Origin of the sequence: Vibrio sp. M260112 (assembly GCF_036533775.1) — a bacterium.
Lineage (GTDB): Bacteria > Pseudomonadota > Gammaproteobacteria > Enterobacterales > Vibrionaceae > Vibrio.
In genome coordinates this window covers 37373-51594 of the sequence record NZ_JATABH010000004.1, presented here as the reverse complement: position 1 = coordinate 51594, position 14222 = coordinate 37373, and the positions used below count along the sequence as shown (strand labels likewise).

The window sequence follows — 14222 nt, the reverse complement described above, 5'->3', positions numbered from 1 at the left end:
TCATATTTTTACTGATCGGAGTTGTTTAGCGTACACGTGTTCACTAACATGCTGCTATCAAAATTTGGAGTAATTGATAATGCAAAACAAACGTGATTCTTATAACCGTGAAGATCTTCTAGCATCTAGCCAAGGTGAACTATTTGGTGAAGGCTATCCTCAGCTTCCAGCACCTAATATGCTAATGATGGATCGCATCACTAAAATGTCAGAAACTGAAGGTGATTTCGGTAAGGGTCTAATTCTAGCAGAACTAGATATTACTCCGGATCTATGGTTCTTTGATTGCCACTTCCCTGGCGACCCAGTAATGCCTGGTTGTCTTGGTCTAGACGCTATGTGGCAGCTAGTTGGTTTCTTCCTTGGCTGGGTTGGCGGTAAAGGTAAAGGTCGTGCTTTAGGTGTCGGCGAAGTTAAGTTTACTGGCCAAATCCTACCGACTGCCAAAAAAGTTACTTACGAAATTAACATGAAACGTGTAGTAAACCGTAAGCTAGTAATGGGTCTTGCTGATGGCCGTGTATTAGTTGATGGCAAAGAGATTTACGTTGCAAAAGACCTTAAAGTAGGCCTTTTCCAAGACACATCGGCTTTTTAAGCGCAAATGTTTCAACAAACGACTCTTCGGAGTCGTTTTTTTGAATCAACCGCATTTAGTTATAGTGCATTAATAGCATCATTAAAAGCCCCTTTCGGGGCTAAATCCTATTTCGTATGTGGAGAGTGAGTGTTATTTGTAGAGACCAGAGTGTTTATCTTCTCTGGCATCGCGCCAACCACCAAGCCAATAAGATCGAGCATCCATCTGCTGGTATGGACAAGCCTCCATCGAGCGGCCATTTAGGCCCGCTTTATATCCTTGAGATTGAGCTCTTTCTAAGCGGTCACGCTTTTGTCTCTTCATAGTGTCGTCCTCATACATAAAATGTGTCTTAACGTACTACTTTATCTATCGCAGACTGACTATCGTTAGCACAGCACTAGTCGATAGAAGTGAAGTTTTTATGACTTCACCATTAAGATTCGATCAAAATGATGCTTAATTCAAGGTATAAAAAAGGCACAGATCCAAAACTGTGAACCTGTGCCCTAGTTGAAAATTTAACCTATTTTCTACGGAACCCTAGAAACCCTAATAGAGTCAGAGCGATAAAGCCAATTGTGCCACCTTGACGCTCAACCCTCTCCTGAGTAACAGGACGAGTGCTTATATCTGTCGCTGTCTGACCATTGATAGGAACAAGTTTCACCCCAACAAGTGATGCGCCTGCATTACATGTGGCGTCAATAGCTTCACTGTCAAAGCCACCAGCACAGTAGTACGCTGTCGCTGCAATGATACCCGCGTCGTTGATGTCAGCGGCTTCAATTATGCGATATTGATTGTTATCAGTAGAAGCACCAGCACCATAGGTTAGATCATCCAAGTAACGCGCAATACCACCGATAGGAGCGGAACCAGTGACAGTACCTAAGTTAGTGATAAACGCACGTTTAGCACGCGGTTTACCATTGGTCTCTTTGTGACTTTCAAAGTCAATAGTACCAACTACATCGTTTGAGTTGTTAATACCGCCTGCTTTACCACTTGCGCCGTTAAAAAAGATGCTACCACTAAATGCTTTGTAGACTGGTGATGTTAAGTTGTCGACATAAAACAATGTATTCGCATATGCACCATTAAGGGCCTGGTTCAGTTTTGCTGTACCAATTGCGATACCGTTGTTATTCACTGCTTGTAGCGTTTGGTTAGCGTATTCAGACGTTGCATAAGGGAAACCATCAACAGCTTTTGAAGTCCAGCTCGTTCCACCATTGTTATCCGATTTAAACACGGTTGCTCTAAAATACACATCGCTGTCGGAGTTATAACCAACAGCATATAGAACATTCCCATCTTTTATAATGTCTCGAGCACTTGCGTGAGCTCTACGATCGCCATTATTTGTGGTAGTACTACTGAACCAATCAATCGGAGCCTGTAATACTCCATCGACCCAAACCGCGGCATACGAATTGTTATCACTGGTAGCGTGGTTTGATGTTTTAGTAACGCTTCCTACTGTGTAGTACGTGCCACCATCCTCCAACGTTTTCCAAGCATGTGATTCAGCGTAAGTCGTACTATTTTGAGTTAGAGATAAATCAGCAACTGATGTGCCATTGATACTAGTAAACGCAACGTTACGTGGAGAGCCTCCAATAGTTCTATTCCCTGTTGCAAAGCCATTATCAATACTATTGACGACGGTATTCTCTGCGTACAAAGCGGAATCATTTATGTAAGCAATAGACCCCGCATAGTTCTTGCCACCTTGTTCTTTAGCATAGCCTTGCGTGTACTGTTTATCAGCCCAGTCATCGCACAAAGAATCTGAGTAACCTAAGAAATTACGACAGTAATTTCTAAAACCATCGTAATTATCATCAAGGTATGTCCAACCGTATGGTAAAAAGAACGGTGACTCATCACGATACTGGAACCCTTCACGGTAGCGCTTAACTTCTGTCGCCATTTCAGAAGTAGAATCTGAACACGCACTGCTCCAGCAATTAGTTGCATTTGGAGCAACAGCTACACCGTAAGTTTGTAGGCTAGAGCTGGTTCCCTCTGGGTCTTGCAAATAAACATCATAAAGCGCTGCATGAGCACCGAAAGAAGCAGCGACCGTTGCTGCCACTAGTGAAACTTTAAAAATATTACTACTCATTAATCTTAACTTTCCTGTTGCATCGCTTCGAGCTCTTCCCAGCGTTCGAAAGCAATCTCAAGCTCCTGCTCTGTCGCAGCTAGCTTATCTAATACGGGTTGCGTCTGCTCTACGGGTTTGGAAAAGAAATCAGCACTGTTAACCTGCTGTTGCAAGTTTTCAATATCCACTTCTAATTGTTCGAGTTTGGCTGGCAATGCTTCTAACTCGCGCTGTAGTTTATAAGATAACTTCTTAGGTTTACTCTTTGTTACAGCGGTTTTGGGAGTTTCCTCAACCTGTTTAACGCTCGACTCAACTTTTTCGCTATTACGCGCTTTTTTAACCTGAAGACGTTGTTGCTGTGCGTCGTGGTAGCCACCGACAAATTCCTCAATAACACCATCGCCTTCGAATATCCAACTGTTGGTCACGGTGTTATCGACAAACTGACGATCGTGACTGACAAGCAACAATGTACCCTGATAATTGGCAAGTAAATCCTCTAAAAGTTCCAATGTTTCGATATCTAAATCGTTAGTTGGTTCATCAAGTACCAACAAGTTATTGGATTTAAGAAAAATACGCGCCAAAAGAAGACGGTTTTTCTCACCACCAGACAAGGCTTTGACCGGTGTTCGCGCGCGATGAGGGGCAAATAGAAAATCTTGCAAGTAGCTCAACGCATGACGCTGTCGACCACCAACCATCACCTCTTGCTTACCATCAGCAAGGTTATCGATAACAGATTTCTCTGGATCAAGCACTTCACGATATTGGTCAAAATACGCGACTTCTAGCTTGGTACCACAGTGAAGCTTGCCTTGTGAAGGCTTGAGCTCATCCAGCAGCAACTTAAGCAAGGTACTTTTACCACAACCATTAGGACCGATTAGAGCGATACGGTCACCACGCATGATGTTGAAAGAAAAATCTCTAACAATGGCCTTGCCTTCAATGCTGTAACCAAGATTTTGCGCTTCAAATACGATTTTGCCTGAGCGTGATGCATCATCAATCTGAATGTTCGCCTTACCCTGCACATCGCGGCGATTGTAGCGTTCCTCTCGAAGCTTCTTAAGTGCGCGGACGCGACCCTCGTTACGGGTACGACGCGCTTTGATGCCTTGACGAATCCAGACCTCTTCTTGAGCAAGCTTTTTATCAAACTCGGCGTTTTGCATCTCTTCAACGCGCAGCATCTCTTCTTTTTCAACGAGGTAATTATCATAATCACCAGGAAAAGACGCTAACTTACCGCGATCAAGATCGACGATGCGTGTAGCCATAGACTTGATGAATGCACGGTCGTGAGAAATAAAGATAATCGAACCTCGGAAATCCTTTAAAAAGTTCTCCAACCATTCGATTGTCGTCACGTCGAGGTGGTTAGTAGGCTCATCAAGCAACAAAACATCAGGATCACGCACCAAGGCACGCGCTAGCGCTGCTTTACGCTGCCACCCACCAGACAAATCCGTCAGCTTGGTGTGACCATCAAGATTTAGCGCATCCATAACATTTTTAATGCGATCTTCGAAACGCCATGCGCCCGAGTGTTCAAGCTGCTCTTGAATTCTAGCCAATTTGTTGATGTTTTTTTCAGAGGCATCATGAGCAATCAGATCTAACTGATCTTGGTAGATCTTTAGTTGTTGACCGATTTCTGCTAACCCACCAGCAACGTAATCGAAGACTGTCCCTTCTTCATTGCGCGGCGGATCTTGTTCTAAGCGAGAGACGACAACATCTTGAGTAACTGTCAGCTTGCCATCATCTAATAGCACCTCACCCGCCAGAACTTTCATTAAGGTAGATTTGCCCGCACCATTTCGGCCAACCAAACAGACTCTTTCATTGGTTTGTAGAGCGAAGTCAGCATGGTCTAGTAAAGGATGATCACCGTATGCCAGCAATCCGTTATTAATTGTAAGTAATGCCATTATTGCGTAACCAAACTTTTAATTGTTCCAAATCAAACGGCCAATTCAACTCATTACCTTGGCAACTGAGCACCGGAATAGTGACACCGTAACGAGAAAACAGCTCATCATCGAAAGCTATATCGATAATCTCGACTTGATCTGAAATGTGGAGTTGTTGAGTTAGGGAAAATGCCATCTCACAAAGATGGCACCCTTCTGTACTGTATAACGTAATCACGTCAACATTATTCCTTGTGTGTTATCACCCAGCAGTTGTGGATATGCTTGTTGCGCGAAAAATCCATAGGTAACGTTTGGTGAGAAATGTTGTTCGCTTGGAGTCCTAGGTCTGCAAGCGACTCTAAATCCATTTTAAAGTGACGCTTGTTATTCGAGAACACTATCGTACCGCCAGAGCGAAGCAGACGTTTTAAGTTTTTCATTAGCTGAATGTGATCGCGCTGGACATCAAAACTCTGTTCCATACGTTTAGAGTTAGAAAACGTCGGTGGATCGATAAAGATAAGATCAAACTGAGCAGTCGATTTCTCTAACCACTGTAAGCAGTCTGCTTGCTCAAATCGGTGTTGACGACCAACCTGCCCGTTGAGCTTCATGTTCTCTTTCGCCCACTCAAGATAGGTATTCGACATATCAACCGTCGTTGTGGATTTTGCGCCACCACACGCCGCATGAACGGTGCCAGAGCCTGTGTAAGCAAAAAGATTAAGGAAATCCTTACCCTGAGCCATTTCACCCAGTTTACGTCGGGTAATCTTATGATCGAGGAATAAACCCGTATCCAAGTAATCGTGGAGATTAACGGAAAGCTTTACACCATACTCATTGACCACAAGTGTCTCTGACTGTTGAGACAGCTTCTGGTATTGAGCACGACCTTTCTGTTTTTCTCGTACTTTAAGTACCACCTTATTCGCCGGTGTACCCGTCACTTGAATCGTGGCACGGATAATGTCCGTCAAGCGGCGCTTAGCCTTCTCTTCGGGAATGTCCTTAGGTGCGGCGTACTCTTGAATAACCAACTGGTCTAGGTAAACGTCAATTGCAACGTTATAGTCAGGCAAATCCGCGTCGTAAACACGGTAGCAATCTAGTTTCTCTTTACGCGCCCACTTACCAATCTTAGCGATGTTCTTTTTCAGTCTGTTTGAAAAATCCGGCGCAACCAATGACTCTATGACACTGTCACTAGAGTCTTGAGCAGCTCGCTCACTAATAGAATAGTTCTTCTGGTGACACGGTAACGCACCATTGTTCAATTTGAACTGCTTGTCTGCTCTCATACGTAAACAGCTCAGCAATTCATCTGAACTAGAGAAAATTGATGCCTGACATCCACCAAATTGCGATTTTAGCTGTGCGCCAAATGCGGTGTATAGAGCGATTAAACCAGGATGAGTGCCTAAACGTTCACCGTATGGTGGGTTACAAACAATAACCCCTGCTTCGAATCCTTCTGGTCGCATAATCTCTGCGGCGTCACCCTGTTTGAACTCAATCAATGAATCAACGCCAGCTCGACGTGCGTTATCTTGAGCTGTTTTTAGTACACGAGCATCGTTATCAAAGCCGAAAAACTTAGTGTCAATTTTTTTGACACCACGGCGAGCCTGCACTGAAGCTTCAGATTTAATCTCTGCCCAAAGCTCTGGTTCAAAATCTTCTAAAGACTCAAAGCCCCACTTAGCGCGGTCCACACCTGGAGCCATGTTAGCAGCCATCATCGCTGCCTCGATAAGTAATGTGCCTGAACCACACATTGGGTCTAGTAATGGTTTATCCGCACTCCAACCACTTCTGAGGATGATTGCAGCGGCTAACGTTTCGCGTAGAGGCGCGCGACCCGATTCTGTACGATAGCCACGTTGGTGCAAACCACCACCTACCATATCTAGGCCAAGGATGGCTTTGTCCTTATGCAAACGCACATGGACACGAAGATCAGGTTGATCTTTACTGATCGAAGGACGAGGTAGATTCTTCTTCTCATAACAATCCACTATGGCATCTTTGACCTTCATTGCACCGTACTGGCTATTGCGGATTTCGCGGTTAGTACCATTGAAATCAACGACGAACGTCTTAGAACTGTGGAATTGATTAACCCAGTTCACTGAAGAAGAGGCAAGATAGAGATCCATATCATCGTTACAGGTGAACTCTGAGAGTACACGCACAAAACGGGATGCCAAACGACTCCATAGGCAGCAACGGTAAATCTGCTCGTTGCTCGCCTTGAAGCGAACACCAGCTTGTACTGGCTTAGCGTCGTTGATCCCTAGCTTAGTTAGCTCATCAACCAATAGGTTTTCTAAACCATTGGACGTAACCGCAAGATATTGATGCATAGTGATGTTTTTATTCTGTAGAAAATGACCCCGCATTATACCTGACATCATCACTTTATCGTTAGTTCATTCCAGAATTTCCCATCAATTATCTCTTTAAACGTTCATTTACTCGCCTCTTCATCGTTTGTAGCCAAATTTCACTAGGCAAACTTTTCGAAAACTCATCCAACGAAAAATCAAGCACTCCGACCGAAGTGAATACTTATTCTCATTGAAATTGGTCTATACCAAGGCCGCTTTTTGATGAAATTAAGTTACAGTTTTCAGCTAAATGAGGAATTTACGTGCACTTGTATGCGCTAGAGGTATTCTAGTGAGTAAAAATCAATCGCTTCGTTCGGTTAAAATTTGTACAAGAATCACATTTAATTGACTGCCAGGTCGTATCAACCCAGCCAAATTTTAGGCAAAAAAATGCCAGCGTTGAGCTGGCGGGAAATGAAACAAAGGAACGATAACTAATTTATGTCAGCTAACCAAAGCGATTGGCTGAGCATGGAAATGATGGTTGCAGACCACGAGACGGTCATGCATAACTTTAATCGCTTGTCCAAATTGAAGGCTTTTAGCGCCATTTAAAGCGAACTCTTCCAAACATACGTACGCGCATAAACTGGCGCACTCTCCCACTTCAAGAACGATAAAATATCCGTCGCTGTAGGCGTTGCTTAGACGAATTAAGTCACCCTCTTCTGGGGTCATCTGTCCGTCGGACAGATTGTCGAAAAACCAGCTCTTAGGTTGTACCGGTTTATGGAAGCGCTTTGCTGCGACACAATACAAAGCCAACTCTGCTTGTCTAGGTTCACTTAAACCTAATAGCGCGATTTGCTCTTTGTAAGTTTGAAATGCAGAAGCATCATCAACTGAGAATTCATTGACGCCAATTGCGCAATCGACAATCAGCTTACGTGGAAGGTTGGTCTTGAATACCATATCATCACCCAGATCCAACATCAGATGCTGTTCTGCGTCATCATAGTACCAAGTCCATTTGTCATTGGGTTTAAGCATCGTTCCATCTCTGTATTGTTGTGTGAAATTAGGTAAAACGCTTAATTACCTTTCCAAGCAATATCTGGATTTTATTAGTTCAGAGATGAAAAAAAAGAGGAAATGAAAACTCATTCCCTCTCAATTAATGCTGTTTGTTCGGCGTATTGATTTAGTGACAATGTCACTAAGCCTTTAAACTTTAGAGATTTTTTACAATATCGCGTACTAGGCTTGGGCCGTGATAAATGAAACCAGAGTAAACCTGAACCAGCTGAGCGCCAGCCATCATTTTTTCTTTTGCTGCAACATACGAATCAATACCACCAACACCAATTACTGGGATCTGATCTTGTAATTCTTCATGTAAGCGGCGAACCACTTCAGTACTGCGCAGTTGCACAGGACGACCACTTAGTCCCCCTGCTTCATTAGCATGCTTCATACCCTCTACAATTGAGCGATCTAATGTAGTGTTGGTAGCAATGACTGCGTCAATCTTGTTATTGAGCAGTGATTGACAGATCTGTTTGATCTCGTCATCGCTAAGATCCGGTGCGATCTTCAGTGCCAGCGGGACATATTTGCCGTGTTTTTCGGCTAACTCTGCCTGTTTAACTTTTAGCTCTGATAATAATTCATCCAGAGCTTCACCATATTGCAACGAGCGTAATCCCGGCGTGTTTGGTGATGAAATGTTTACCGCGATATAGCCGGCATACTCATAGACTTTTTCCATACAAATTAGGTAGTCTTCAGCACCTTTTTCAATCGGAGTATCTTTGTTTTTGCCGATATTGATGCCAAGCACACAGTCGAACTTAGCTTTCTTCACGTTCTCAACTAAGTTGTCAACGCCTAGGTTGTTGAACCCCATACGGTTGATAATGCCTTCCGCTTCAACCAGGCGGAACAAACGTGGCTTGTCATTTCCAGACTGAGGTCGCGGTGTGACGGTCCCTACTTCAACAAAGCCAAATCCCATCGCATCAAATGCTTCAATGCATTCACCGTTTTTATCTAAACCTGCTGCCAAGCCGACTGGATTACGAAATGTTAAACCCATGCATTCGACGGGACGGTGTGGTAACTGCTGGCGATAAAGAAGATCGAATGGTGTGCCAGTAAAACGTTTGAAGTTTTGAATTGCAAGATCATGTGCCTTTTCGGCATCAAGTTGGAAAAAGCCAGTTCTGGCTAGACGGTAAAGCATTGTGCCTCCGAAAGAAAAAAGCCCCGTGTAAACGGGGCTGTATTATTAAATGTTTTACCGATTAATTCAACGAATTATAGCAATCGTTTACTCATTTGCTGAACAATTCAAGTTAAGCAACATCAGTTCACGTAGCGCTACCGAGAATTTTGCAAATTCATGCACTGAACCTACTTTAAATTCATTGAGGATATTTTCCCAACGATGTAGCGATACTTCATTTGTCACGATCCACTCATCAAGCGCTTTCATCACATCGAAATCTTCCGGTGCACAAGCACAGCTGAGAACTTGACCTGTTAACTGACGTTGTTGCCAATCTAGATCTTCACGGAAAGCGGCACGTGCCAGTGCTTGCCAGTGGTTGTCTACTGCTTGGCCATTAATCTGTTTCAAGAACCAGTGCAGTGACAAACGATCGCCTAGGTTGTAGTACAGTTTTGCACTTTGTTCGACAGTTTTGCCTTTTTCACGCGCCACTGTAGAAATATCCAGTACTGAGTACAAACTAGAGAGACGAGCAACATAATTCGCAAGTTCTGCTTCAATACCCTGCTCGATCCAGTCTTGAGCCATTTGGTTGTGCTCTTTCACTTCGGAAGGAACGAGCATATCATCCAAGTGTTGCTTGATGGTTTCTACATCAGCTTGGTAAAGCTCTATCAAAGATTTAACGCTCTGACGTCCACTGCGGTTACGTAGGATCCAGCGAGATAGACGACGTAGAGTACGGCGTACGTAGAACATCATGTCATACTGAGCAACCGTTAATGCGTCGTTGTCTAGCTTACGGATATGTTCGAGAACTTGACCAAGACCGAAGATTTCACGTGATGCAACATAAGCGTTAGCAATATCAACGACATGTGCTCCGGTTTCTTCTTGAAGACGAGTGACAAAGTTGCACCCCATCTCATTCACCATCTGATTTGCTAACGCAGTAGCAATAATTTCAGAGCGTAGCGGATGGTTAACCATTTGCGCTGAATAGTTACGGCGTAACTCGGTTGGAAAGTAATGAGTTAACTGCTGTGCATGGAATTCATCATTGGCGATGTCTTCGTGTACCAGTTCTTCTTTAAGCACCATTTTACCGTACGCAACTAACACAGCTAGCTCTGGACGAGTTAGAGCCATGCCTTGTTTTTCGCGTTCGATTAGAGTCTCATCGTCAGGGATGTACTCAAGTGCACGGTCAAGGTACCCTGCTTTTTCCATTGTATGGATAAAGCGAATTTGCTCTTTGACTAAAGAAGTGCCTTGCTGTTCAGTCACCGAAATCGATTCTGACTGACAGTAAGCATCTTCCAGAACAATCTGACCCACTTCATCTTCCATCGACTCAAGGATCTCGTTGCGCTGTTTAACAGTAAGATCACCATTGGCAACCAAACCATTTAGGAAGATCTTGATGTTCACTTCGTTATCCGAACAGTCTACACCGCCAACATTGTCGACGAAGTCCGTATTGACACGACCACCAGTTAGAGCGTATTCAATACGTCCCAACTGAGTCATACCCAAGTTACCACCTTCACCCACAATCTTAGCTTTCAGATCGCGACCATCGATACGCAATACATCGTTAGCACGGTCGCCAACATCCGTATGCGTTTCGGTCGATGCTTTAACGTAAGTACCGATACCACCATTCCATAGAAGATCCACTTCCATAGATAGAATCATTTTGATCAATTCACTTGGTGCGACTGACGTTTTCTTAGTACGCAGCATTTTCTGGATTTCAGGCGTCAGTGCAATTGATTTTGCGCTACGCAAGAAAATACCACCACCCTTAGAAATAAGATCCGCGTTGTAATCTTGCCAGCTAGAGCGAGGTAGATTAAACAGACGATTACGCTCTTCCCAGCTTGTTGCTGAGTCTGGATTAGGATCAATAAAGATGTGCATGTGGTTAAATGCCGCTTGGAGACGGATATGTTTAGATAGCAACATACCGTTGCCAAACACATCCCCTGCCATATCACCAACACCAATAGCGGTAAAGTCAGTGGTCTGACAGTTTATGCCCATTTCACGGAAATGACGTTTGACCGATTCCCAACCACCTTTAGCAGTAATACCCATGGCTTTGTGGTCGTAGCCATTTGAACCACCGGAAGCAAATGCATCACCAAGCCAGAAGTTGTACTCTTCTGACACAGAGTTAGCCAAATCTGAGAAAGTCGCTGTACCTTTATCAGCGGCAACAACCAAGTATGGATCGTCCTCATCATGACGAACAACATTCTTAGGATGAACAACTTCACCTTCAATGATGTTGTCGGAAACGTCTAGTAATGCACGGATGAAACGTTTGTAACAACGTTGACCTTCAGCAAAAATCTCATCACGTCCGTTAAGCGTGTGCTGACGTTTACAAACGAAACCACCTTTAGCGCCGACAGGAACAATGACCGTGTTCTTAACTTGCTGAGCTTTAACCAATCCCAAGATTTCAGTACGGAAATCTTCTTGACGATCAGACCAACGTAATCCACCACGTGCCACTTTACCGCCACGTAAGTGAACACCCTCGATATCAGGTGCATAAACAAAGATTTCAAACGCAGGTACCGGTTGAGGAATCTCTGGAATCTCGGTTGGTTTCATCTTCAACGAAAGCCAAGGCTTAAACTGCTTGTTATCGTCGACTTGATAGTAGTTAGTGCGTAGTGTTGCCGTGATCATTTCCATGTAACGACGGATGATCCGATCGTCGTCCAAGCTCTCGACATGATCAAGTTGCTCTGTGATATGAGCAATCAGTTCACTTTGCCCTTTCTGGCTACCTTTGAATTTTGGTTCAAAACGTTTAGTAAATAGATCAACTAGACCTTTCGCCAAATCAGGATAATGGCTAAGAGTATCCTCGATGTATTGTTGACTAAATGGGAATCCCACTTGACGCATGTAGCGAGCATAAGCACGCAAGATCGAAATTTCGCGACCTGTCAATGAAGCGCCAAGAACTAAGCGGTTAAAGCCATCACTCTCTAGTTCGCCTGCCCAGATAGCAGCAAAAGCTTGTTGGAAGCGATCTCGAGCTTCACGAAGATCAACACTCTTTTCGCTCTTATGAAGCATTGAGAAGTCGAGGATCCAGAATACTTGACCGTTCGTTTTGCGAACTTCATAAGGCGACTCACCAATCACTCTTAAGCCAAGGTTTTCTAACATTGGCATCACATCAGAAAGGTGGATTGGCTCATCACGGTGGTATAGCTTTAGACGGACAGACTTCGAATCCGCCGCCAACTCTTGCGGACGATAAAAAAGCATTCCAAGTTTGTTATCATCACTGAGTTTTTCTAGACGTTCAATATCCGCAACTGCCGAGCCAGGCATAACATCTTCTTTGTACGAACGAGGGAAAGCACGAAGGTATTCTTTCGCTAAAGGCAGGCCTTTACTCTCACCAAAGTTCGCTACGATCGCTTCTGATAAACGATCATCCCAAGTTGAAGATGCTTCCATTAAATTTTGCTCAATCGTTTTGACGTCTACGCCCATGTTGTTGTTATCAACACGAACAATGTAATGTGTACGAGCGAGAGGGCTCTCTGAGAAGTAGGTAGTAAATTCGACTTCTTGTTCACAGCCAAAATACTGTTTCAATATGCGCTGTGTTTGACGGCGAAGTTCTGTGTTGTAACGATCTTTTGTCACATACACCATACAACTGAAGAAACGACCAAACGGGTCTTTGCGAACGAACAGACGCAGCAGATCGCGATCTTGCATCTGAACAACACCCATACCGACTTCTAGCAACTCTTCTTCTTTTGCTTGAAGTAACTCATCTCTTGGGTAGTTTTCTAGAATATTGTGAAGTGCTTTGTAAGAGTATGATCCTTCGCGATAGCCACTCGCTTCAAGAATACGGCCTACCTTTTCACGGATCAGAGGGATACTCGCAACACTTTGGTTGTACACCGCTGATGTGTATAAACCTGTGAAGCGATGCTCACCAATCACCTTGCCGTTATCATCAAACTTCTTGATGCCAATGTAGTCAGTATAGGCAGGGCGATGGATGCGTGAAGGTTGGTTACCTTTGGTGACGATCAATAGGAAAGGTTTCTTTGCTTCTAGTCGTGCAGAATCAGGGAAGTCCGAAAGTTTGACGGTACGAACACGGTCACGGCTTGCAAACAAACCAAGTCCTTTATCCGCAGTAGGTCTAAGCTCTGTATCACCATCGACAGTAACAAGATCGTATTCTTTGTAACCCATGAAGGTAAAGTTATGACTGCCTAACCAGCGTAGGAACTGGATAGATTCATCATAACGATCACGCTGAATCTCAATCTTACCCTGCTGCGCCTCAACTTTTGTGGTCACTTCTTCTAATTTTTCGACCATCAGTAACCAGTCTTTAACAACCAAGCCGGTGTCGTTAAGAATGCTCAACAGCTCTTCTTTAAGTGCCGCCATCGCTTCTTTGTCACTCAGACGGTCAACTTCAATATGGAAAAGAGATTGAAGTCCGCCCTCACCTTGGTTAATACCGGTAATCGCCCCTGTCTTAGAACGAGCGATTTGAGTCGGACCATGAAGCATTAAGTGTGATGAAAGATCCAAGCGGCTTAGTGCCATTTTTACTGAGTCGACCAAAAATGGACTATCAGGTACCACAATCTCAACGATTGTATGCGTTGATTGCCAGCCTTGGCGACTTACGGTTGGATTAAAAACTCGAACAGAAATCTCGTCAGCTTTTTTCTCATTAATATGGTGCCAAAGTGACACTACTGCGCCATACAAGTCAGATTCGTTACGTTCGACCAAATCGTCCTGAGAAATGTTGCTAAATAAATGTTGAGCAAGTTGGGTGACTAGGGGTTGATGAGCAAGCTCGAGTTTGTCTTGAATAAGTTTGTATACTTTTTCAAGCAGAACCGGCATCAATGTTTCACGCGCGGTCATAATCACACTCCACAATTAGAATTGTATGTATTTTGGGGATGTTGTAAGCATAGTGCTTAACACGGGTAATGCCGCTTTATTGTAAAAGCTTTATTGATAA

The 14222-nt window shown here is 43.9% G+C and carries 9 protein-coding genes; 1 reads left to right on the top strand and 8 read right to left on the bottom strand.

What is annotated here, in order from left to right; genetic code table 11:
* Positions 1 to 79 precede the first annotated feature (79 nt).
* Complete coding sequence (gene fabA / locus QTN95_RS02920) at positions 80 to 598, top strand: bifunctional 3-hydroxydecanoyl-ACP dehydratase/trans-2-decenoyl-ACP isomerase (protein ID WP_138972371.1); 519 nt, start codon at positions 80 to 82, stop codon at positions 596 to 598.
* Positions 599 to 730: 132 nt separating this feature from the next.
* Here the strand turns inward: fabA and rmf are convergent, their stop codons facing one another.
* From rmf to QTN95_RS02880, 8 genes are all read right to left on the bottom strand, one after another.
* Complete coding sequence (gene rmf, locus QTN95_RS02915) at positions 731 to 904, bottom strand: ribosome modulation factor (RefSeq protein ID WP_004414030.1); 174 nt, start codon at positions 902 to 904, stop codon at positions 731 to 733.
* A gap of 202 nt (positions 905 to 1106) precedes the next feature.
* The gene (locus QTN95_RS02910) at positions 1107 to 2711 is read right to left on the bottom strand and encodes a DUF3466 family protein (RefSeq protein WP_331416267.1); all 1605 of its coding nucleotides are present in this window, start codon (positions 2709 to 2711) and stop codon (positions 1107 to 1109) included.
* Positions 2712 to 2716: 5 nt separating this feature from the next.
* Complete coding sequence (locus QTN95_RS02905) at positions 2717 to 4633, bottom strand: ABC transporter ATP-binding protein (RefSeq protein WP_331416266.1); 1917 nt, start codon at positions 4631 to 4633, stop codon at positions 2717 to 2719.
* Positions 4614 to 4853, bottom strand: coding sequence for a glutaredoxin family protein (locus QTN95_RS02900; protein ID WP_331416265.1), 240 nt, complete (start codon positions 4851 to 4853; stop codon positions 4614 to 4616). Before QTN95_RS02900 ends, QTN95_RS02905 begins: the two co-directional genes overlap by 20 nt.
* Before the next feature lie 7 nt (positions 4854 to 4860).
* Positions 4861 to 6984 (bottom strand): bifunctional 23S rRNA (guanine(2069)-N(7))-methyltransferase RlmK/23S rRNA (guanine(2445)-N(2))-methyltransferase RlmL, encoded by a 2124-nt coding sequence (gene rlmKL, locus QTN95_RS02895; protein WP_331416342.1) that lies wholly within the window; start codon positions 6982 to 6984, stop codon positions 4861 to 4863.
* A 471-nt stretch (positions 6985 to 7455) separates the two neighbouring features.
* On the bottom strand, positions 7456 to 8001 hold the full coding sequence (locus QTN95_RS02890) for a cell division protein ZapC (RefSeq protein WP_331416264.1): 546 nt from the start codon (positions 7999 to 8001) through the stop codon (positions 7456 to 7458).
* A gap of 181 nt (positions 8002 to 8182) precedes the next feature.
* Positions 8183 to 9193 carry a quinone-dependent dihydroorotate dehydrogenase gene (gene pyrD, locus QTN95_RS02885; protein WP_331416263.1) on the bottom strand — a complete coding sequence of 337 codons (1011 nt, stop codon included), beginning with the start codon at positions 9191 to 9193 and terminating at the stop codon, positions 8183 to 8185.
* A gap of 87 nt (positions 9194 to 9280) precedes the next feature.
* Positions 9281 to 14122, bottom strand: coding sequence for an NAD-glutamate dehydrogenase (locus QTN95_RS02880; protein WP_331416262.1), 4842 nt, complete (start codon positions 14120 to 14122; stop codon positions 9281 to 9283).
* Positions 14123 to 14222 lie beyond the last annotated feature (100 nt).

Coding starts and splice junctions, on each gene's coding strand:
- fabA (WP_138972371.1), top strand. CDS start 80: ATGCAAAACAAACGTGATTCTTATAACCGTGAAGATCTTCTAGCATCT.
- rmf (WP_004414030.1), bottom strand. CDS start 904: ATGAAGAGACAAAAGCGTGACCGCTTAGAAAGAGCTCAATCTCAAGGA.
- QTN95_RS02910 (WP_331416267.1), bottom strand. CDS start 2,711: ATGAGTAGTAATATTTTTAAAGTTTCACTAGTGGCAGCAACGGTCGCT.
- QTN95_RS02905 (WP_331416266.1), bottom strand. CDS start 4,633: ATGGCATTACTTACAATTAATAACGGATTGCTGGCATACGGTGATCAT.
- rlmKL (WP_331416342.1), bottom strand. CDS start 6,984: ATGCATCAATATCTTGCGGTTACGTCCAATGGTTTAGAAAACCTATTG.
- QTN95_RS02890 (WP_331416264.1), bottom strand. CDS start 8,001: ATGCTTAAACCCAATGACAAATGGACTTGGTACTATGATGACGCAGAA.
- pyrD (WP_331416263.1), bottom strand. CDS start 9,193: ATGCTTTACCGTCTAGCCAGAACTGGCTTTTTCCAACTTGATGCCGAA.
- QTN95_RS02880 (WP_331416262.1), bottom strand. CDS start 14,122: ATGACCGCGCGTGAAACATTGATGCCGGTTCTGCTTGAAAAAGTATAC.